This is a genomic window from Nocardia heshunensis (assembly GCF_054782115.1).
Genome location: NZ_BAAGTC010000003.1, coordinates 221,565 through 242,790, shown reverse-complemented (window position 1 = coordinate 242,790; position 21,226 = coordinate 221,565). Strand labels below are relative to the sequence as shown.

The 21,226-nt window shown below is 68.4% G+C and carries 20 protein-coding genes; 6 read left to right on the top strand and 14 right to left on the bottom strand.

The annotated features are described in order from the left end of the window. The gene (locus tag ACYVN4_RS07805) at positions 1-1,683 is read right to left on the bottom strand and encodes an ABC-F family ATP-binding cassette domain-containing protein (protein WP_460718717.1); all 1,683 of its coding nucleotides are present in this window, start codon (positions 1,681-1,683) and stop codon (positions 1-3) included. Positions 1,684-1,871: 188 nt separating this feature from the next. Here ACYVN4_RS07805 and ACYVN4_RS07800 point away from each other — a divergent pair, with 188 nt between their 5' ends. Next, positions 1,872-3,503 (top strand): ABC-F family ATP-binding cassette domain-containing protein, encoded by a 1,632-nt coding sequence (locus ACYVN4_RS07800; RefSeq protein ID WP_460718715.1) that lies wholly within the window; start codon positions 1,872-1,874, stop codon positions 3,501-3,503. Here ACYVN4_RS07800 and ACYVN4_RS07795 read toward each other — a convergent pair. Genes ACYVN4_RS07795 through ACYVN4_RS07780 form a run of 4 tightly spaced genes read right to left on the bottom strand, consistent with a single transcriptional unit; the run spans position 3,487 to position 8,264 of the window. Beyond that, complete coding sequence (locus tag ACYVN4_RS07795; RefSeq protein ID WP_460718713.1) at positions 3,487-4,920, bottom strand: amidase; 1,434 nt, start codon at positions 4,918-4,920, stop codon at positions 3,487-3,489. The two genes, ACYVN4_RS07800 and ACYVN4_RS07795, sit on opposite strands and share 17 nt — an antisense overlap. Positions 4,921-4,929: 9 nt before the next feature. Further along, positions 4,930-6,399 (bottom strand): sodium:solute symporter family protein, encoded by a 1,470-nt coding sequence (locus ACYVN4_RS07790; RefSeq protein WP_460718711.1) that lies wholly within the window; start codon positions 6,397-6,399, stop codon positions 4,930-4,932. Further along, positions 6,396-6,599 carry a hypothetical protein gene (locus tag ACYVN4_RS07785; RefSeq protein ID WP_460718710.1) on the bottom strand — a complete coding sequence of 68 codons (204 nt, stop codon included), beginning with the start codon at positions 6,597-6,599 and terminating at the stop codon, positions 6,396-6,398. Before ACYVN4_RS07785 ends, ACYVN4_RS07790 begins: the two co-directional genes overlap by 4 nt. 24 nt (positions 6,600-6,623) lie before the next feature. Next, entirely contained in the window at positions 6,624-8,264 is a 1,641-nt protein-coding gene (locus tag ACYVN4_RS07780) for a carboxylesterase/lipase family protein (protein WP_460718708.1), read from the bottom strand. A 79-nt stretch (positions 8,265-8,343) separates the two neighbouring features. Between ACYVN4_RS07780 and ACYVN4_RS07775 the strand changes: the two genes are divergently transcribed. Next, positions 8,344-9,309, top strand: coding sequence for an Lrp/AsnC family transcriptional regulator (locus ACYVN4_RS07775; protein ID WP_460718706.1), 966 nt, complete (start codon positions 8,344-8,346; stop codon positions 9,307-9,309). Here the strand turns inward: ACYVN4_RS07775 and ACYVN4_RS07770 are convergent. The 3 genes from ACYVN4_RS07770 to ACYVN4_RS07760 form a co-directional block, all read right to left on the bottom strand. Further along, positions 9,296-9,979, bottom strand: coding sequence for a helix-turn-helix domain-containing protein (locus ACYVN4_RS07770; RefSeq protein ID WP_460718704.1), 684 nt, complete (start codon positions 9,977-9,979; stop codon positions 9,296-9,298). The genes ACYVN4_RS07775 and ACYVN4_RS07770 overlap by 14 nt on opposite strands. Next, positions 9,976-11,481 carry an APC family permease gene (locus ACYVN4_RS07765; RefSeq protein WP_460718702.1) on the bottom strand — a complete coding sequence of 502 codons (1,506 nt, stop codon included), beginning with the start codon at positions 11,479-11,481 and terminating at the stop codon, positions 9,976-9,978. Before ACYVN4_RS07765 ends, ACYVN4_RS07770 begins: the two co-directional genes overlap by 4 nt. A gap of 167 nt (positions 11,482-11,648) precedes the next feature. Further along, positions 11,649-11,888 (bottom strand): hypothetical protein, encoded by a 240-nt coding sequence (locus ACYVN4_RS07760; RefSeq protein ID WP_460718700.1) that lies wholly within the window; start codon positions 11,886-11,888, stop codon positions 11,649-11,651. 19 nt (positions 11,889-11,907) lie between these two features. On the opposite strand from ACYVN4_RS07760, the gene ACYVN4_RS07755 reads away from it, so the two are divergent. The 4 genes from ACYVN4_RS07755 (at position 11,908) to ACYVN4_RS07740 (ending at position 16,155) form a co-directional block, all read left to right on the top strand. Then, entirely contained in the window at positions 11,908-13,350 is a 1,443-nt protein-coding gene (locus ACYVN4_RS07755) for an APC family permease (protein WP_460718698.1), read from the top strand. A gap of 26 nt (positions 13,351-13,376) precedes the next feature. Next, complete coding sequence (locus ACYVN4_RS07750; protein ID WP_460718696.1) at positions 13,377-15,329, top strand: primary-amine oxidase; 1,953 nt, start codon at positions 13,377-13,379, stop codon at positions 15,327-15,329. Further along, positions 15,326-15,673 (top strand): hypothetical protein, encoded by a 348-nt coding sequence (locus ACYVN4_RS07745; protein ID WP_460718694.1) that lies wholly within the window; start codon positions 15,326-15,328, stop codon positions 15,671-15,673. The genes ACYVN4_RS07750 and ACYVN4_RS07745 overlap by 4 nt, the downstream gene beginning before the upstream one ends. Before the next feature lie 236 nt (positions 15,674-15,909). Then, on the top strand, positions 15,910-16,155 hold the full coding sequence (locus ACYVN4_RS07740) for a helix-turn-helix domain-containing protein (protein WP_033087059.1): 246 nt from the start codon (positions 15,910-15,912) through the stop codon (positions 16,153-16,155). 117 nt (positions 16,156-16,272) lie between these two features. Here the strand turns inward: ACYVN4_RS07740 and ACYVN4_RS07735 are convergent, their stop codons facing one another. From ACYVN4_RS07735 to ACYVN4_RS07710, 6 genes are all read right to left on the bottom strand, one after another. After that, positions 16,273-17,232: an MvdC/MvdD family ATP grasp protein gene (locus tag ACYVN4_RS07735; protein WP_460718691.1), complete on the bottom strand. Its 960-nt coding sequence runs from the start codon at positions 17,230-17,232 to the stop codon at positions 16,273-16,275. 11 nt (positions 17,233-17,243) lie between these two features. Beyond that, positions 17,244-17,705, bottom strand: a complete 462-nt coding sequence (locus ACYVN4_RS07730) for a hypothetical protein (RefSeq protein WP_460718689.1) — start codon at positions 17,703-17,705, stop codon at positions 17,244-17,246. Between the two features lie 192 nt (positions 17,706-17,897). Beyond that, positions 17,898-18,314, bottom strand: coding sequence for an acyl-CoA thioesterase (locus ACYVN4_RS07725; RefSeq protein ID WP_460718687.1), 417 nt, complete (start codon positions 18,312-18,314; stop codon positions 17,898-17,900). Between the two features lie 139 nt (positions 18,315-18,453). Continuing rightward, positions 18,454-20,007 carry a multicopper oxidase family protein gene (locus tag ACYVN4_RS07720; protein ID WP_460718685.1) on the bottom strand — a complete coding sequence of 518 codons (1,554 nt, stop codon included), beginning with the start codon at positions 20,005-20,007 and terminating at the stop codon, positions 18,454-18,456. A 44-nt stretch (positions 20,008-20,051) separates the two neighbouring features. Then, positions 20,052-20,630: a hypothetical protein gene (locus tag ACYVN4_RS07715; protein WP_460718683.1), complete on the bottom strand. Its 579-nt coding sequence runs from the start codon at positions 20,628-20,630 to the stop codon at positions 20,052-20,054. 69 nt (positions 20,631-20,699) lie between these two features. Continuing rightward, positions 20,700-21,212, bottom strand: a complete 513-nt coding sequence (locus tag ACYVN4_RS07710; protein WP_460718681.1) for a cupin domain-containing protein — start codon at positions 21,210-21,212, stop codon at positions 20,700-20,702. Between the last annotated feature and the right edge of the window lie 14 nt (positions 21,213-21,226).

The window sequence follows — 21,226 nt, the reverse complement described above, 5'->3', positions numbered from 1 at the left end:
TCAGCGGGCGCGCTGCACACGCGACTCGTCCCAGACCGGCGAGTCGCTCTCGTAAACGACTCCGTCGGAACCGAAGACGAGGAAGCGGTCGAAATCGCGGGCGAACCAGCGGTCGTGGGTGACGGTGATGACGGTGCCCGCGAACTCGGCGATGGCCTGTTCCAGGGCTTCGGCGGAGGCGAGGTCCAGGTTGTCGGTGGGTTCGTCGAGCAACAGCATGGTGGCGCCGGACATTTCGAGCAGCAGGATCTGCACGCGGGCCTGCTGACCACCGGACAGGGTGTCGAAGCGTTGCTCGGCGGAGCGGGCGAGACCGTAGCGGTCCAGCACCCGGCTGGCCGCCTCGCGACCCATGCCGTCACGATGCTCGTCGCCGGTGTGCAGGATCTCGAGCAGGGTGCGGCCGTTCAGGTCCGGCCGGGAATGGGTCTGCGCGAAATAGCCGGGGCGCACCCGGGCGCCGAGCGCTGCGACGCCGGTGTGTGTCACCGGTTCCAGGCCGCGGTCGCCGACCGGGCGGTGCTCGATATCGGGATCGGTGCCGCCGGTGGCCAGCAACCGCAGGAAGTGCGACTTGCCGGATCCATTGGCGCCCAGCACCGCTACCCGGTCGCCGAACCAGATCTCGGTGTCGAACGGCCGCATCAAGCCGGTCAGCTCCACGCCGGTACATACCAGCGCTCGCTTGCCGGTCTGCCCGCCGCGCAGCCGCACGGAGATGTTCTGCCGCAACGGAATCGCCTCGGGCGGCCCGGCCTCCTCGAACTTGGCCAATCGGGTCTGGGCGGCGTGATAGCGCGCCGCGACACCGTCGTTGAACTTCGCCTTCTCCCGCAATCGCAGGACCAGCGCCCGCAGCTTGACGAGATCTTCGTCCCAGCGGCGACGCAGTTCGTCCAATCGTGCGTTGCGGTCCTCGCGGGCTTGCTGATAGCCCGCGAAGCCGCCGCCGTGAATCCAGGACGTGGCGCCGTTGATGCCGGGCTCGAGGGTGACGATCCGAGTAGCAGCGTTCGCGATCAGCTCCCGGTCGTGGCTGATGAACAGCACGGACTTGCTCGATCCGGCGATGGTGCGTTCGAGCCACTGCTTGCCCGGCACATCGAGGTAGTTGTCCGGTTCGTCGAGCAGCAGCACCTCATCGGGGCCCGCGAACAGGGCCTCGAGGACCAATCGTTTCTGTTCGCCGCCGCTGAGCGTGCGTACCGATCGCCACTTGGCGCGGTCGAATTCGACGCCGAGTGCCGCGGTGGTGACCTTGTCCCAGAACGTCTCGATCTCGTAGCCGCCGACGTCTCCCCACGTGGTGAGCGCGTGTGCGTACGCCAACTGGGTTGTCTCGTCGTCGGTTTCGATCATCGCGTCCTCGGCGGCGTCGAGCGCCCGCGCGGCCGCGCCGATCTCCGGTGCCGCCACCGATATCAACAGGTCGCGCACCGTCGACTCGTCATCGATCTGACCGATGAACTGCCGCATGATCCCGAGCGATCCGGAACGGGCCACCGCACCCTCGTCGGCGGTGAGGTCTCCGGCGACGATCTTCATCAACGTCGTCTTGCCCGTTCCGTTCGGGCCGATCAACGCCGCCTTCACACCCTCACCGATTCGAAAGCTCACTCCATTGAGCAGCTGTCGTCCATCCGCGAGGAAATACTCGACATCGGAAACGTTCACGTGGGCCACGGGACTACAGGCAACCGCACCGGTCCGCGTGATGCAACCGAGTAACCGTCCGGACGAGGGTGACGTAGTCGACCGTGCCCCTGACCTCGGGGTCTCGGGGAGTTGCGATAAAATCGGTGATTCTTGTGCGTTTCGATGTCGCACCTGCTCAGTTATCGACCCGCCACCGCTGCACCGAGGAGACGCTTGTGATCACCGCGACCGACCTGGAGGTCCGGGCCGGAGTCCGCACCCTGCTGACGGCGCCGGGGTCGGCGCTGCGGGTGCAGGCCGGTGATCGGATCGGGCTGGTGGGGCGCAACGGTGCCGGCAAGACCACCACCCTGCGCATCCTGGCCGGTGAGGGTGAACCTTACGCGGGCAAGGTCATTCGTTCGGGCGAAATCGGCTATTTGCCGCAGGATCCGAAGGAAGGCAACCTCGACATCCTCGCGAAGGACCGCGTGCTGTCCGCCCGCGGACTGGATTCGCTGCTGCGCGAGATGGAAAAGCAGCAGGCGCTGATGGCCGAGGTCGCCGACGAGAAGGAACGCGACAAGGCGATCCGCAAGTACGGCCGCCTCGAGGAGCGGTTCTCCGCGCTCGGCGGCTATGTGGCCGAGAGCGAAGCCGCGCGCATCTGCCACAGCCTGGCCCTGCCCGATCGCGTGCTCAACCAGCAGCTCAAGACACTCTCCGGTGGTCAGCGTCGTCGAATCGAGTTGGCGCGCATCCTGTTCAGCGCCTCCGACGGCAGCGGCGGCAAGTCCGACACCGTGCTGCTGCTCGACGAGCCCACCAACCACCTCGACGCCGACTCCATCAACTGGCTGCGCGGCTTCCTGCAGCAGCACGACGGCGGCGTCATCGTGATCTCCCACGATGTCGAACTGCTCGGTGACGTGGTCAACAAGGTGTGGTTCCTCGACGCCGTGCGCGGCGAGGCCGACATCTACAACATGGGCTGGAAGAAGTACCTCGACGCCCGCGCCACCGACGAACAGCGCCGCGTGCGCGAGCGCGCCAATGCGGAGAAGAAGGCGTCCGCGCTCAAGCAGCAGGCCGCCAAGCTCGGCGCGAAGGCGACCAAGGCCGCCGCAGCACATCAGATGGTCAAGCGCGCCGAGCGCATGCTCAACGAGGTCGACGACATTCGCGTGGCCGACAAGGTGGCGCGCATCAAGTTCCCCGAGCCCGCGCCCTGCGGCCGCACCCCGCTGATGGCCACCAATCTGACCAAACTCTACGGGTCGCTGGAGATCTTCACCGGCGTGAACCTGGCCATCGACAAGGGCAGTCGCGTGGTCATCCTCGGCCTCAACGGCGCCGGTAAGACCACGATGCTGCGACTGCTGGCGGGTGTCGAGACGCTGACCGCCGGGCAGATCGATCCGGGCCGTGGTCTGAAGATCGGCTACTTCGCGCAGGAACACGACACCCTCGACGACCGCGCCACGGTGTGGGAGAACATTCGTCACGCCGCCCCCGACGCGGGCGAGCAGGACCTGCGCAGCCTGCTCGGCGCGTTCATGTTCTCGGGCCCGCAACTCGACCAGCTTGCGGGCACGCTCTCCGGTGGTGAGAAGACCCGTCTGGCCCTGGCCGGTCTGGTCTCCTCGGCCGCGAACGTGCTGCTGCTCGACGAGCCCACCAACAACCTCGATCCGGTTTCCCGCGAACAGGTCCTCGACGCGCTGCGCAGCTACGCGGGCGCGGTCGTGCTGGTCACCCACGACCCGGGCGCGGCCGAGGCGCTGAACCCGGAGCGCGTCATCATGCTCCCCGACGGCACCGAGGACCACTGGTCGCAGGACTACCTGGAACTCATCTCGCTGGCCTGACCCCCGCGCGCAGCGGCGGGCGCACCTCGCCGTGGCGGGTGGCCTGTTCGAAGGCGTGGCCGACCTCGAGCACGAGGCGGTCCGCGCCGTGCGGGCCGACAATCTGCAGGCCGACCGGTAGTCCGTCCGGGGTGAATCCGGCCGGGACGGACAGGGCCGGGCAGCCCGTCGCGCTGATGAGATAGGCCGAACGCATCCACGCGAGGTAGTCGGCCACCGCTTCACCGTCGACCTCGGCGGGATATTCGAGGTCGATCGGGAACGGCGGCACCTGGCTGACCGGGAGCACGAAAATGTCGTAGCGGTCGAAGAATTCGCGCATCCGGTGGAACAGTGCGGTGTGCGCGAGTTCGGCCGCGGCGATATCGGGTCCGCGCAACGCGAGACCGATCTCGATGTTGCGGACCAGTGACGCCTTGAGCGAATCGTGTTGTGTCAGTAGCGGACCCAGGTTCGCCGCGAACTGCCAGGCCCGCAGGGTTCGGAACACTTGCTCCGCGTCGGACAGGTCGGGGCAGTCCGGGGACACGTAGGCCCCGAGTTCGTCGAAGACGTGCACGGCGGGCTCGATGACGTCCCGGACCGCACGTTCGACCGGGATTGTGCCGTCGAGATCCACCGACCAGGCAACCCGCAGCCCACGTAGCTCGCGACCGAGCGGGGGCGCGAAGCCAGCGCCCGGTTCGGAGCGGGCGATGGGACTGCGCGGGTCCGGACCGGCCATGACCGACAGCAGCAGTGCCACATCGCTGACCGTGCGGGCCATCGGACCTTGCACCGCCATCGTCGCCCAGGCCGTGGGATTGGGCCAGGTCGGCACCCTGCCGGGGGAAGGACGTAACCCGACCACATTGCAGAACGAGGCCGGATTGCGCAGTGACCCACCCATATCGCTGCCGTCGGCGAGGGCGTGCAGGCCGCAGGCGAGGGCGGCCGCCGCACCGCCACTGCTGCCACCGGCCGATCTGCCGAGATCGTAGGGATTGCGGGTCGCGCCGAACACGGTGTTGAAAGTGTGTGAGCCCGCGGCGAACTCGGGCACATTGGTCTTGCCGAGGGTGATCGCGCCTGCCGCCTTGATCCTTTCGATGATCAGCTCGTCGCGATCGGGGATGTGGTGGGCATACAGCGGACTGCCGTGCGTTGTCCGGATGCCCGCGGTCTCATGAGTGTCCTTGTGCGCCATCGGAATACCGTGCAGCGGTCCGATCGGGCCACCCGAGGTCAGTAGTGCGTCGGCGGCGCGGGCGCGATCCAAGGCTTGTTCGGCTGTCACGGTGACGATGGCGTTGACATGGGGATTGAGCATCTCGATTCGGTCGAGATGGGCCTGCGTGACCTCGACCGCCGAGAGTTCCCGTGCTCGCAGCAGCCGGGCCAGTTCGACGGCGGGCGTGTAGCAGATATCGGAGGGCATCGTCTCTCCTCAGTGCTCGGCAACGGTTTGGGGCGGCGCGGAATCCGGCTGGTGGGCAGGGGAATTCAGGGATCCCCGCGCGGACGACAGGGCTTGCGCTGTGCCGAAGACCGTCAGATTCACCAGCAGTCCGAGGATCCCGGAGTTGATGTTGTGCACGGCCGTGTAGTGCTTGCCCAGCTCCACCCACGCCACCACCGCGATCCCGGCGAGCATCCCCGCCATGGCCGCGGCCGGCTCGGGCCGTCGCCGTTCCGTCAGGGCGGCAAGGAAAGCGGGCGCGGTCTGGGCCAGCCCACTGAAGGTGAGCAACAGCAGATCGGCCAGCGCGGTGGGCCGGTGAATGGCCAGCAGCAGCGTCAGCGCCGCCGCCGCGATGACGGTGCCGTGGTTGAGTGCGAGCCGCGCGCGCTCGCGCCGCAGCGGAATCAGGTTGTGCGCCACCAGCGAGGAGATGCCAAGGCAGATGGCCGCCGCCGGGACCATCGCCGCCGCCGCGGCCGCCACCGCCACCACCCCGACCAGCCACTCCGGGAGGGTCTGACCGGTGAGCCACAGCAGTACCCCGCCGGGCGGGACGTGCCGCCCGTGCAGTTTCGCGAGTATCCCGGTGAACCCGATGACGATCGGCAGGATGATGACCACCTGATACAGCGGCAGCCAGGTGTTGTTGCTGCGGATGACGCGCTCGTCGCGGGAGGCCAGCAGCGGCGGCCACAGATGCGGCAGGGTGAAGAAGGCGCTGCCGATGGCGGAGATCAGCACGCTGGTCAGCCACCACGTCGATCCGGCGGGCCCATTATTGTGGCCGACGCTCAGCAATTGCGGTGCGCTGCGCTGGATCTCGTGGAACATGGCCGAGACGCCGCCGGAGAAATGCGCGGGCACCGCGATCACCAGCACCACCATCGCCAGGATCATGAGCGCGTCCTTGAGATACGCGGTGCCCGCGATGCCGCGGATCCCCGACCACAGCACGAATCCGACCATCAGCACCGTCGCGATGATCATGCTCGAGGTGCCGGAATCGTGGCTACCGGTGACCAATTCGACGATGGTGCCCAACCCGGTGATCTGCAATTGCAGATACGGCAGCAGGAACACCACCCCGATCAGCGCGACCAGCTTCCCGAACAGCGGGCTGCGGTAGCGGTCGGTGAAATAGTCGGCCTGCGTGAGGTATCCACGCTCGGTGCCCAGCCGCCACAGGCGCGGACCGAGAAAGTAGACGCCGATGTAGGACAGCGGAATGTAGGGGATCGCGTAGGTGGCGACCGCGCCGCCCGCGAAGGTCCGATTGGCGACGCCCAGGAAGGTGAAGGTGGTGAACCCCTCGCCCGCCTGCAGGAACCAGGTGGCCCCCTTGCCGAAATTGCGTCCGCCGACGGTCCATTCGGACAGATCCCGGGTCCCGCGCCGGGCCCGCAACCCGACCGCCGCGATCACGGCCATGCCCAGCAGGGCGACGGTGAGGATCATCGTGAGTCCGCCTTCGATGCACGACCGCGCTCGGCCAGCAGCAGGGCGGGGGTGATGAGCAGTACCCACGCCGACAGCCATACGAACAGCGCGGGCAGGCCGAACCACAGGTGCGGGGTGTTCACGAACGGGAGCCAGATCGCCGACAGCAGCGCCGCTGCGGGAAGTGCGGGGGAGAGGGTGAGGAGGGTGCGAGACATGTGTGCTCCGTGAGGTTGTCGGGGTCACCAGGTGATGTAGGAGTTCCAGAAGTCGCAGTGATGCTCGGCGGCGAACCCGGCGTACGACTGCGGGCCGGATTCGGTGAACCGCAGCATCTGTCCGGCGGCGGGATCGAATCGCGGCGGTGCGACGCGGCCGGGCACGGTGGGGTCGCCGGTGCGCGCGAACGCGGTCCAGTAGTCGATCATGGCTTCCGACAGTTGCTGCTGGGCGTCGGTGAAAGCCGGTGTCACACCGCTGGTTTCGTAGAGATACGGCAGGTCCGAGGCGTGCGCTGCGCCGAGTGGGTAACTGGGCGGCGGGATCCCGGGCAATCCGGGTGCGGTCTCGTCGGCGAACTCGGCCGCGAAGGTCGGCACCCGCCGCGACAGCAGGCCCGCGGTGGTGGGATCGCCGCAGAGATAGTCGAAGTCGCTGCGGGCCGCCGCGTACGCGAGCACCGGCTGGTCGTAGCCGGACAGCGGATAGTGCGCGATCACCTGGTCGGCGCGGTCGGCCCCGAAGAAGTCGCGCACCGCCTGCGGATAGGCGTCGGCGGTGAGCGCGGTCTGGTAGCCGTACTGCTGCAACACCATCAGACGCTCTTCGTCCCGGGTGCCGGTGATCATGGTCGGGACCTGGTTGAAGTGCCCGGACTCGAACGCTTCCCGGAACTGGGCGGTCAGCACCCGTCCGTCGACATCCGGAAACCATTGATAGGCGGCTTGCGCGGCGAGCAGGTCGGCGACCGGCTTGGTGCGCAGGCACAGTCCGGCGGTGACCGGATCCGGGCACCCGACCGCCGCCGCGAACGACTGCCCCTGCCGATCGGCCTGATCGCGAGTTTGCAACGGCCCGAACCCGTTTCCGGCGCACGGCGCGCTCTGCACGATCGCCCGCTGGAACAGCCCCGCCGCCAGCGGTGAGCCGAGCTGCGAGCATATCGACAGCGCCCCGGCCGACTGCCCGTCGATGGTGACCGTGCCCGGATCACCGCCGAAGGCAGCGATATTGCGCTGCACCCACCGCAAGGCCGCCTGCTGGTCCTGCACGCCGTAGTCCCCGGCGACATCCCCGCCCGGCAACGACAGCCCGCCCAAGGCGCCGAGGCGGTAGTTGACGGTCACGACCACCACATCGCCACGCGCCACCATGCGATGCGCCGAATAGTCACGGCCCGAACCGGACACCATGTAGCCGCCGTGGATGAAGACGACGACCGGCAGCCCGTGGGCGTCGGCGCTCGGGGTGAAGACATTCAGGTTCAGGCAATCCTCGGTGGTGGTGACCTCGCCACCGAAGCCCAGAGGTGTTTGGGGGCAGGCATTGCCGGGCCGGGTTGCATCGCGCACATCCGCCCAGGGCAGGGCCGGTGCGGGTGGCTGCCAGCGCAGTACGCCGACGGGCGGTGCCGCGAACGGGATGCCGAGGAAGGATCGGTCGGTGTCGCCGAGCAGGCCGCGGACCGCCCCGGCGTCGGTGCGCACCACCGCCGGACCCGTCGCGTCGTCGGCGAAGGCGGGTGCAGCGCAGCCGCTTCCGAGGACGAGGGCGGCGGCGAGCGCCAGCGACGCGTGGTACCGGTGCCGGTGAGCGGTTCGCCGCGACAGGCGGGGTGTCAGCCGGGTGAGCCGAAGTGTCAGCCGGGTGAGCCGAGATGTCATGGGACACACCGTGCCCGCTGAGCGAGATTTCGGACAAGATCACCGAGCAGACTGACGGAATCGGCCGGATACTTGGCCGATGTTGGACGAATTGGACCGCCGCATCGTGGGTGCGCTCCAGATCGACGGCCGCGCCTCCTGGAGCCGGATCGCCGCCGTCCTGGGCGAACCCGAGCGCACGGTGGCCCGGCATGGCAGTCGGCTGCTCGACAGCGGGACGGTGACCGTCACCGCGCTTGCCCCGCGTGGGGACGCGGTCCTGGTGCGGGTGCGCTGCGCGCCGGGGACTGCGGGTGTGTGCGGGCGGATGCTGGCCCAGCGGCCCGACGCCGTGTTCAGTTACGTGCTGACCGGCGCGGTCGACTGTGTCGCCGAAATCATCTGTCTCCCGGATCGAGTCGCCGACCTGGTGCTGCAACAGTTGCCCGGCATTCCGGGCCTGGTGGAGAGCAATACGCTGCCGGTGCTGCGCTACTTCCGGACCGTGCACGAGTGGCGGCCCGCCCTACTGGACGATGCCGAGGCCGCCGCGCTTGCCGAATTCCCGTCCCTCACCCCGTCCCCGACCGGTGCGGGCGCGGGCCGGTGGACGCGCGAGGAGGCGCTCATCGTGCGTTCGCTGGCCGAGGATGGACGCCGCACCTACGACGAGATCGCCCGCATCGCCGGCATTTCCGAGCCGACCGCCCGCCGCCGCGTGGAAGCGCTGCGCCGGGACGGGACCGTGCACGTGCGGGCGGTCGTTGCCCCGGCCGCGCTCGGGTTGGCCGTGGAGGCACTGCTGTGGATCAAGACCCGCCCGGACGCGGTGGACGCGGTCGGCGCGCTGCTGCTGGAATCGCCGTATGTGCGGTACGCGGCGGCCATCATGGGTGATCACCAAATCGTCGCGGATGTCGCGGTGCCGGACAAACGCAGCCTCTACGAGCTGGTGACCACCGCAGACTGGGTGACCCGCGCCGACTCGGTGGCCACCTCGCTGGTGGTGGACGTGCTCAAAACCAGTGGCGTGCAACGGCTCAGCGGCGGGCTCACCGGTCGCTGAACCGGGCCTGCAGCAGGTCGCGGCCGGGGGCGAGCAGACCCAACGCGGTATCCAGGTCGCGCAGGCGTGCGGCCGTGGTGGACAGGATCAGGCCCGCCACCAGGATGCCCTGGCGATCCCGCACCGGCACCGCCAGACAGCCGTGGTCGGGCCGCAATTCGTCGACCTGCACCGCGTATCCGCGATCCCGGGCGACGGCATCGGATTCGGCGAGCGCCAGGCGGCCGATCGCCGACACCGTGAGATCGCCGGTGATGAGCCGCTGATTCTCGATCGGGAAATCCGGATCGGCGTCGAGGATGCGGACTCGCGGCCGCGCGGTCTCGGTGCGGTGGTACCCGGCCAGATGAATGCCCGCCCGCAGGCCGCGGCGCAACTGATCGAGCACGTCGAGCGCGGGGGCGGGCAGCGCCGGGGGAGCGGCCATCCCGGCCAGCTCGGTCACCTTGCTGCCCAAGGCGAATCCGGTCAGATCGGGGGTGCGAACCAGGTATTCCTGCTGCACCAGCAGGTTCAACAGCCGGTAGGCGGTGGCGCGCGGCATCCCCAGATTGCGGCTGATCTCGCGCGCGGTCACCCCGGGACCGCAGGCCGCCACCTCCTCCAGCACGACCAGCGCGCTGAGTACCGCCTTCGGTTGCCGTCCGCCGATGCCGCCCGGATGGCTCACCGGCCCCTCCCGGCCGCCGCCTCGGCACCGCCCAGTACTTCGGAGCCGATCGGAATGTCGTGGGTGCCGATGTCGGGCAATCGACTTCGGCGTAACCGGGCGAACACGACCGTGCCCGTCGCGAGCGCGGCCAGGAACGCCCAGACCCCCGCGGCATGCGGACCGCTCCACTCGGTGGTCAGGAATACCGTCAGACAGCCGGACAGCCCGCCCGCGGCGGCGAGGGCCAGCGTGACCGGGCCGGGCGTGAGTTCGCCTATGCGCCAGAGGAACAGCGGCACCGCCAAGCACACCAGCAGGTAGGCCAGCACGTAACCGCCCGCCGACACCACCAGCAGCACACCCGCCGTCCGCTCGACACCGGTCCCGGCCGCCAGGATCAGCAGCGGTACCAGCACCACGATCGGCATCGACACTCCGATCGCCACATGCGGTGTGCGCCAGGCCGGATGGGTGCGGCTCAGCGCTTCGGGCAGCACCCCGTCGATGCCCATGCTCAGCAGTACCCGCACCAGCGCGGTGGCGGAGGCCAGCGCACAGGCGAAGAACGAGGCGGTGACCCCGCAGTCCAGGATCGGGGAGATCCAGCCGACCCGGTTGTACGCGGACAGTGCGTCCACGGGAACCGGGTCGGTGCCCGAGCCCAGCCCGGCGAGCCGGAAACCGGTGGCCTGCACGGAGGTCGCGGCCACCACCAGCACCCCGGTCGCGATGGGCGACCAGACCAGCACCCGCGGCACGGTCGCGAACGGCCGCCGCGCCTCCACCGACAGCGAGGCGGCGCTCTCGAATCCCACGAACGCGGTGATCGCGATAACCACGCCCACCACGAAACCCGTGAACGGGACGTGTGCGGGCGCGAGCAATTCCGGCGCGACCACTCGACCCTGCCCCCACCACAGCACCGAGATCAACGCGAGCAGCACCGCCACCGCGACGGACTCCACCAGCAGGCTCAATCGTGCCGACACCCGCACCCCGCGCACCATCACCACCGCGCACAGCAGCCCGGCCCCGAGCACGCACAGCGGCGGGAGCAGCGGACCGGCGGCCGCACCGAAACCCAGCGCCGCCAGCACATTCCCCACATGCGGGCCGATATTGGCCAGCGCGTACATCGCGATGAACGCGTACCCGAGGATCAGGCCGACACCTGACAGCAGCGCACCGCGCGGCCCGAGCCCCTTGGCGGTGAAGGTGTACAGCGATCCGGCCGTACTGACCCGCTTGGTGAACTGGTTCACCGCCGCCGCCACCGGAAGGGTCAGTGCCGCACCGGCGATGGCCGCCCAGAGCGCACCGTCCCCGGCCACGCCCACCAGCAGGCCCGGCGTGGTCGCGGCCGCTGCGCCCGGCGCGATGGCCGACACCGATTGCGCCAGCACATCGGCGAACCCGAGGCTGCGGCGGCGCAGACCCGACATGGGGGAGGTGTCGGATACCCCGAGGACCGAGGGCGGATCGGCGATCGCCCGATCCAGGGCGCTGGTTCTGCGGGTCATACGCTCGGAAAATACGAATCCCGTGTGTCGCACGGGTTTCGGTGAGGTCATCGCTGTGTGAGCCCGAATGGGACACCCTTGGTCGTGCCGCGTCTCATTCACCGCGGCTGCGACCTTTACCGCCGGGACACGACCGGGCAAAGCAGCGCGCCAACAGTGTTGAGGGTTCATCCAACCCGCTCCCGGAGGTGCTTCATGGCCCCCACATCCCCACTCGGCGGCACGTCCTCGTCCCCGCCGGGCAACCCGGCGACCGCCTCGGCTCGTGGCATCGCGCCCCCACTGACAGGCACGACGATCTCGTCATCCGGCGCTGCTGTTTCCAATTCGTTCGGCGCGTCGTCCCCTGGCGGCGCGGCCACTTCGCCCAAGCCCATGGTGGTCGCTCCGGTTGCCGGTGCTGGCATCTCATCGCCCGAGGGAATCGTGGCGGGGACAGCGAGCAGCGCCGATCAGCGGATCGGCTTGCAGGGCCGATTGGGTGCGGGGGCCATCGTGTTCATGGTGGTCGCGGCTGCCGCGCCGCTCACCGTGATCGGCGGTGCCGCGCCGATTGCCATCGTGATCGGCAACGGGGCCGGGTTTCCGGCCATGTTCGTCGTTTCCGCCGTTGTGCTGCTGTTGTTCTCGGTCGGACTGAGCGCCATGAGCCGCCATGTGCCCAAGGCGGGCGCGTTCTTCACCTACATCGGCTACGGCCTGGGCCGACCGGTCGGTCTGGGTGCGGCCTATCTGGCGCTGCTCACCTACACCATGGTGCAGGTCGCGGTGTACGGGTTCCTGGGGGCGGCGCTGCGGCGATCCGTGGCGAAAATCGGTGGGCCGCAGCTGCCCTGGTGGCTGTACGCCCTCGCGGCGGTGGCGATCGTGGGCGTGCTCGGCTACCGGCACATCGATTTCAGCGCCAAGGTGCTCGGATTGCTGCTCATCGCCGAGGTCGGCATCGTCCTGATCCTCGCGGTGGTGGTGATGGCCCGCGGCGGCGCGACCGGCCTGTCGCTGCAACCGTTCTCGCCCTCCACCGTCCTGTCCGGCTCACCCGGGCTGGGCTTGATGATGGCCATCGCGGGCTTCATCGGATTCGAGGCCACCGCCATCTTCCGCGACGAGGCCCGCGATCCGGCGCGCACCATTCCGCGCGCCACCTACGGCGCGGTGCTGGCCATCGGCGTGTTCTACACCTTCGGGTCGTGGGCGCTGGTGATGGCGTGGGGTCCCGGCGGCATCGTGGACGCCGCGTCGGCCGACCCGGCCGGCCTGATCGTGAATACTGCGCAACGGTATCTCGGCACCGTCGGCGCGGTCGCGGTCAATGTGCTGCTGTTGACGAGCCTGTTCGCCTGCGTCCTGTCGTTCCACAATGTGATTGCGCGCTATCAGCATTCGATGGGTGCGACCGGTGTGCTGCCGGGCGTGCTGGCGCGGGTGCACGGCACGCACGGTTCGCCGTCCTCCTCGTCGCTGGTGCAGACCGCCACGGCGGCGGTGCTGCTGATCGGGTTCGCCGCCGCGCGGCTGGACCCGGAATTGCAGGTGTTCACATGGTTCTCGGGTGTGGCCAGCCTCGGGGTGGCGCTGCTCATGGCGGGCACCTGCGCGGCCGTGATCGTCTACTTCGCGCGCACCCGTATCGACACCCGGGTCTGGCACACCCGGCTCGCGCCCGCGCTGGGCCTGGTCGGCCTGATCGCGGCCGCCGGGCTGATCGTGGCCAACTTCCCGACCCTGATCGGCGGATCCGGTACCACCGCGAGCGTGTTGCTGGCCGTGGTCGCGATCTTCCCGATCGCCGGGGTCGCCCAGGCCCTGCTGCTGCGGCGCGCCAACCGCGTCGTCTACGACGGCATCGCCACCGCGATCGCCGCCTGAATTCCCTTCTCACAGGAGTTGTTCTCATGTCGACTGTCGAAAAGTCCGTCACCGCCGCCGATCTCGGGACCCGGGTGCTCGAGAGCCTGTCCGCCGCCGAGATCGCGCTCGTGCGCGAGGTGCTGGTGGATGCCGGAATCATCGGGGCCACCACGCGATTCGTCTACGTCGGGCTCGACGAGCCGGACAAGACGCAGGTGCTCGCACACGCCGAGCGCAGTGCGCCGCCGCCGGAGCGTCTGGCACGGGTGCTGTTGCTGGATATCTCCTCCGGGGGTTCCCGGGACGTGCTGGTGTCGGTGTCGGCGCGGGAGATCCGCGCGGACACGCCCATCGATCCGGCCATGGGTCAGGTGCCGATCCTGGAGGAGGAATTCGCGGCGGTGGGCACCGCGCTCGCCGAGAACGAAACCTGGTGCGCCGCACTGCGCAAGCGCGGCGTGGACCCGGCACAGACCGTGTGCGTGCCGCTCTCGGCCGGGCACTACGACATGCCCGGTGAGGAGGGCCGGCGCATCATCCGGGTGTTCGCGTTCCGGCAAGACCATCCGCAGGATCACCCGTGGGCGCACCCGGTGGACGGCCTGTGCGCCTACGTCGACATCATCACCGGTGAACTGTTGCAGCTCGTCGACCATCGCGTCTACGACGTGCCCGACGAACACGGCAACTTCCAGGACCCGGCGCTGGCCCTGCCCGGCAACGAGACGCTGCGGCCCATCGAGATCACCCAGCCCGACGGGCCCAGCTTCACCGTCGACGGCGATCGCATCTCCTGGGCGAACTGGAAGCTGCGCATTGGTTTCGATGCCCGCGAAGGACTCATCCTGCGGCAGTTGAGCTTCCGCGACGGCGAACGTGACCGGCCGGTCCTCTATCGGGCGTCGATCGCGGAAATGGTGGTGCCCTACGCCGATCCGCAGCCCAGCCGGTTCTGGCAGAACTACTTCGACACCGGCGAATACCTCTTCGGCCGCTTCACCAACTCGCTGCGTCTGGACTGCGACTGCCTCGGCGAGATCCACTACTTCGACGCCGTGCTCAGCGATGAACTCGGGATGCCGCGCACCATCGAGAACGCCATCTGCCTGCACGAAGAGGATTACGGGACGCTCTGGAAGCACACCGACCTGTTCACCGGCGTCAGCGAGGTGCGACGGCAGCGGCGACTGGTGATCAGCTTCTTCACCACGGTCGGCAACTACGACTACGGCTTCTACTGGTACCTCTACCTGGACGGCACCATCGAATGCGAGGCCAAGCTGACGGGCATCGCGTTCAGCGCCGCCTACCCGCCGGAGGGCTCGCCGTATCAGAGCGAGGTCGCGCCCGGACTCGGACTGCCTTATCACCAGCATCATTTCAACGTGCGGCTGGACATGACGGTGGACGGCGTCGCCAATGCGGTGGACGAGGTCGAGGTGCGGCGCGTGCCGATCGGACCGGACAATCCGTACGGCAACGCGTTCGGCTCCAGTACAACCCGCCTGCACAGCGAGGCCGAGGCCGCCCGCGATGCCGACGCCGGTGCGGGCCGGGTGTGGCACGTGGTGAGCACCGAACACACCAACCGTATGGGGGCGCCCACCGGCTACGCGCTGTACCCGAATCAGCAGCCGCTGCTGCTGGCCGATCCGGCCTCCTCGATCGCGGCCCGCGCGGCCTTCACCACCCATCAGCTGTGGGTGACCCGCTACGCGCCCGAGGAACGGTATCCCGCAGGCGATCTCGTCAACCAGCATCCCGGTGGCGCGGGCCTGCCCGTCTATCAGGCGGCCGATCGCGGCATCGACGGCGAGGACATCGTGCTGTGGCACACCTTCGGGCTCACCCACTTTCCGCGCCTGGAGGACTGGCCGGTCATGCCCGTCGACTACACCGGTTTCACCCTCAAACCGGTCGGATTCTTCGACCGCAATCCCGCACTGGGCGTACCGGAAACCCGGGCCACGCACTGCTGCCACCCCGAGCCGCAGTGAGAGCAGGGCGTCTCGGTGCGGTAGTAGCGGTCACGACCGCGCTGCCGCACGCGGCGCTGTCCTCCGGTCACGACTGTGCGCCCGGGCCGTTGTTCGCCCTGATGAATGTCCTGACCTTGGCGTGTCTGGTCTGCGCCTGGCATCTGTGGACCCGCCCGACCGCCCGGGCCTGGTCGGCCGGGACCGCGATGAACTTCGCGATGCTGGCCGGGCACGCGGCGCTGATCGGCAGCGGTCGACACCCGACCGCATCGCCCGCGCTGCTGGCGTGGGCGGCACTGGGTTCCGGGGTGGAGCTGGTCGTCGCGATCGCGGCGATGCGATCGGCCCGGGCGGGCCGCTGACCCGTGTGCGTGGCTTGTGGCGTGGAAAAGGCTGTGTCTCAACAGAATCGATGCTGTTGCCGAGCCGTGTCCGAAACGGGCGCGGCCGGTGAGATCGTTACCTCGCACCTGGGTTTTTGGGACGGGACGGTTTGTTTGCGTGGATTGCGGTGATTCGGATCACAGCGTTTCGTTGATCACGGAAGAACAAGTCTCTAACCTGGAATGAGGCGCCCACGGCGACTCGGAGGATAGCCATGAGTGACAGGCCCGCACAGGGTAAAGCCGTATTGGGTAAAGGCACGCGCGTCACCGGGAAATCCCGCGATCGCTTGCAATCCCAGCTCAAGAAGCAGTACGAGGCCGGAGCGAGTATCCGGTCCCTGGCCCGGGAAACCGGGCGGTCGTACGGCTTCATCCACAACGTGCTGGTGGAGTCGCATGTGCAACTCCGCAGCCGGGGTGGCGCGAACCGCCGCAAGGCCGCCAAGGCCGGCAAGTAGCGTCCACCCGCTCCGGAAACGGAACGCGAGGTCCCGGCCGACGAAAGTCGGTCGCGGACTTGCGATCACGGACGGATCGCGATGACGCGTGTGCGTTTGCACGCGGAATCGTGCCGCCTAGGGGATCACGGTCCCATCGCCGAGTACCAGCAGGTTTGCGAGGCTCTGGAACATCGGCAGACCGGTCTTGATCTCCAGGTAGGCGAACTGCCCCTGAGGGTTCACCTCCAGGAAGTAGAACTCGCCGTCGATCCCCACGCGCAGATCCAGCACGCCGAATGCCAGCCCCAGCGCGCCCATCAGCGTGGTGAGTGACTTGCTCACCGAGGCGGGCAGCCGGTCGGCGGTGAAGGCCACCGAGGTGTCCAGGCGCGAATCCACCCGTCCCACACCGGATTGCGAATCGATGCGCACCACCCACTCGATGCCGTCCACCCAGACGATGCGCAGATCGCTCTCGGCGCGGATGTAGTCCTGGAAGATGGTGGGGGAGTTGCGGATCGTGGCCAGCCGATCGAAATCCGCCGGGGTGAACAGTCGAGTCTCGGTGAACGCGCCCCGACCCGTGCCCGTGCGCTTGTAAACGACTGCGCCGGGCCGGGATTCGATGAACGCGCGGGCCTCGTCGGGATCATTGGTCACCAGGGTCTCCGGGACCGCGAACCCCGCGCGATAGGCCGTCTCCAACTGCACGATCTTGCGCGAGGCGGTGCGGTCCGCCCCCGGATCGTTGACCCACAACGCGGGCACAGACCAGAGCAGACCCTGCAGGAAGCCATCGCATTCGGCCCGGCGGTAGGTGTCGTCCTCATCGCTCAGACCGGTCGGCACCTCGCAGGGGTGCGGTCGCCGCCACCAGACCGAGGTGACATCGTCGAGCCCGAAGATATGGGACAGGCTGCGATAGGAGCCGTCCGTGCCGAGCCGGAAAGTGCCGTTCTCGCGCGGGAAGTCACGCATGTCGAGGCGAATCGGGTTGTGCCCGTGGTGTTTGCGCAAGGTCGCGGCCAGGGCATCGCCGTGCAGGTCTTCGGCCTCGGTGACGATGAGCACCGAACCCATTGTGCGGGCGGGCATGTGCGCCCCTGTCAGTCCAGGCTGTCGCAGGCTATGCCGTCGTCGCTGCCGCGATGCGATCGAGTCTGACAGCAGGTCATGGTGGCCCCGCCGACCCCGGGACTCGTGGTCAGTTCCAGTCCGCGGGCCCAGATTTCGGTCTCGCGGAGCAATTCGTCGTCACCGCGCGCCGGGCTGAGATCCGGTGCCAGGGTGAGTGGGCGATCGGTGACCTGGACGCGGCGGCGTTGCGTGAAATCGGCAGTGGCGCCGGACCGTACGTGCACCAGCACCGGCCGGCCCTCACAGCCGGTCTGCGCCGCCGCAGTGTCCCACCGGGTGATGTCGAGGACATCGGTGCGGTGGAAGGTCCAGGTGCCGTCGCCGACCCGCACGCTGATACTTCGCTCGGTGGCTGCGACAAGGTAGCCAGGTAGCGGGGGCGAGGTGCTGACGGCGGCGGTTGATCCGGTTCGGTGCAGGGCGCCGGTCATGCTGAACTCCGATCTGCTCGGGATTTGCTGCGGGACCGAGCGTGATCTGAATCATATCCCGCAACGCACCGGAATCGGTCCGCAACGAAAGATTTCCGCCACCCCGGCAAACTCCGCCGAGGTTTTGGAAACCGCTCCCGCTGAAAGATTTTCGCTGATTAAACGAGGTGCGGTCGGTGCGAGAGCATTCGTTCAGAGACCCAGCACGTCCGGAGAGTCGGCAATGGCCCGCAGTGCCGCACCGGGATCCGCAACCAGTTTGCGGGCCTGCAGATCGAGAATGCCCGAGACCACCTCGAGCTGCGCCGAAACCGTGCCGTCCAACTTCACGATCTGCTGGTGCATCGTGAAGACCTTGCGCCCGGTCCATTCGAATTCGCAGGTCACGGCGACTTCATCGCCCAGATGCAGTTCCCGCTGATACTTGACGGTCTGCTCCAGCACCACCGGGCCGATGCCCGCGGCGACCATCTTCTCGCCCGGCAGACCGCTCGCCCGCAACAACTCCCAGCGCGCGTGCTCGGCATACTGCAGATACACCGCCTGATTCAGATGCCCGTTGATATCGAGTTCGTAGCCGCGAACGGTGATGGGAACAGAGAAGGCCATGTAACCGTCAACCCGGCTGTCCGCGCCGGGCATTCCGTATTTCCAGTGGTCTGCGGCACATCGGTCCGCGATCGCGGGGCTACCGGTAGGTTCGGAATCTCGCAATTGACCGAATAGTAGGTTGCCACGGCGTCGATGCTCACCGCGTCACCGTCAGATCGGCCATCATCGCCATATCCTCGTGCTCGAGATTATGACAGTGCACGAGGAAGCGGCCGGGGTAGTCGGTGAAACGGATGGCGATCTCGAGTTCCTGACTCGCGGGTAGGTGAACCGTGTCCTTCCAGCCACGATCGGCCGGTCGCGGGGCGCGACCGTTGCGTGAGAGCACCTGGAAGTGATTCAGGTGCACGTGGATCGGATGGTTGAAGTTCGCCGTGAGCCGCCAGATCTCCAGTTCGCCGAGCCGGGCGGTGAGATCCGTGCGATCCGGCTCGAAAGCGCGCTCGTCGATGAGCCACCCCTTCGCCCCGGAATCGCCGGACATTCCTTCCATTTGGGGCATATCGCCCATACGGAAGTGGAGGTCGCGGCGACGGACCGCAGTCTTCGGGTCGAGGCGCTCGAGTTCGGCCAGCCGGTCCGGAATTCTCGAGGTATCGGGCTCCGACCGGGTGACCCGCAGCCGGAGTACCTCCACCGTGCGCCCCGCACCGAGATCGTTGACCACGGTGAGCTCGTCACCCGGCCGATAGCCGGTCAGATCGGCGACGGTGTCGAGGCGTTCGCCGGGCGAGAGGTCGAGCGCGTCGAGATGCTGTGGCGCGTCGAGCAGCCCGCCGTCCGACCCGATCTGCACGAAGCCGGGTGCGGATCGGTGCGGGCCGTCGAGGTGCAGGCGGTACACCCGGGCATTGGACGCATTGAGCCACCGCAGCCGGTACCGCACTGAGGCGACTTCATAGCGCGGCCAAGGCACGCCGTTCACCAACACCACGTCGCCCTGCACGCCCTGCATGAAATCGCCGGTGACGCCGGGGGAGTGCAGCGAGCTGGGATCGACGGCCGGGTAGACGAACCGGCCATCGGCATCGAAGGCCCGATCGCACAACAACAATGGCAACTCCCGCTCACCCGACGGCAGCCCCAGACCGTCCTCGCCATCGTCGCCTATGAGATGGAACCCGGCGAGGCCGCGCCACACCGCGGGGCCGGTGAAGTCCATGCGGTGATCGTGGTACCAGAGCGTGGCCGCGGGCTGCTCATTCGGATAGACGTAGGTGCGTTCCGCCTGCGGCTGCACGTAATCGGTTGGGTAACCATCGGATTCGGCAGGTGTGTGACCGCCGTGCAGGTGCGCGACGGTCGGCACATCGAGTTCGTTGCGATGCACCACGATGGCCGGACGACCACGCCTGGCCCGGATCGTCGGACCCGGGAATTCGCCTTGGTAGCCCCAGATTTCGGTGCGATACCCCGGCAGGATCTCCCGCACCGCCCGTCGCTGCACGATCCGGTAGTGGTCGCCCGCGGCATCGACTCGTTCCGGGGCCAGCACCGACGGAACGACACCGGGCACGGTGAACGGCTCCGGCAGCCGCGCGGCACTGCGCAGCGTCGCGCCGAGAGTGCGAGTGCCGGACAACTGCCACGAGATCCCCGCGCCTGTCGCCGCGACGGCACCTGCCGCGATTCCAGCCGCGCGCAGTAACTGGCGGCGCGACGTGGCGATGCCCGGCCGGGCGACATCCACCAGCGAGCTCGAATTTGCGGGCCGTGTGCGAAACCGGAAGGGGCTCACCGGACGACGCCCCTGGCAGCCCAAGCCACTCCTGGAACAGACGGGGCCGCGCCCGGGTGCAACGGCGCCGCGTCTTGGACCTGCGAGGCTGTGCCGTGGGTGGTGGGAGCCGTGGCTTGGGCGGGCGAGGCCGTGCCGGGGGCGGACGGTGTGGTGCTTCGGGCGGATATGACCGTGCCCGAATTCGGTAGTTCGTCCGCTTCGCCTGTCGTCTGCCAGGCCCAAGCGGTGAGCAACCCCAGCGTCGCGATGATGCCGACGCCGAATGGCACGTGCAGTTCGAGGAGGTTGAGCTGCGCGAACCACACTTGTACACCTTCCGCCCCGACGAGCGCGAGCGCTGCGACGGCGGGCCACCACGGACCGCGCTCGGTGCGGCACCAGGCGATCACGATGCCGAGCAGTGTGATCGTCAGTGCCGCAAGCACGCTGGTGTTGGCGCCATGCATTCCGAGCGCGTCGAAGTTCCCGGCTAGGAATCGTCCCGCCAACAGTGCCTGGAGCAAGCCGTCGGCGACGGCCAGCGTGGCGGCTGTGCGCAGCGCCGCCCGTGGCCTGCCAGTGCGTCTACTCAACTCTCGCGGATTCGCCGGTGCCGGTGTGGTTTTCATGATCGTCCCCCGAGTGCGTGATCGACGCGGCGCTCAGGCGCGGTTGGCTTCGCGCTCGTTCCGCCACAGCGGCACGTCGGTGAAGTAGTTGTCGTAGTCCTCCTGCACCGCCTCGAACTCGGCGGGCGTGACCGCGCCGGTGGCCAGCCGCTCCAGGAACCGGAAGTACCCGTGCCGCTCCACCCCGGGCATGAGGGCGATGAGGATGCGGGCCGAGCTGTCGGGGGACGCGCCGAAGGCGTGCGGCATGAACTTCGGCACCACGATGGTGCCGCCCGCGCCGACGGTGACGATCTTGTCCCCGGCCAGCACCTGCAGTTCGCCGTCGGCGACATAGAACAGCTCATCGGACAGCGTGTGGTAGTGCGGCACCGCGCCGTCCGCGCCGCGGGACATGGTGACCTCGACCGTGCTGACCGACCCGCCCGCCTCGTTCGAGTCGATGAGCAGGCGCACCGAAGCATTCTCGTTGCCGAGGATCTCGGCGTCCTGGGCCTGGCGGATGGCGGCCGGACGGGTGGTGGTGGGGAGGGAAGCGGCGTTCATGACTAGCTCCGAAC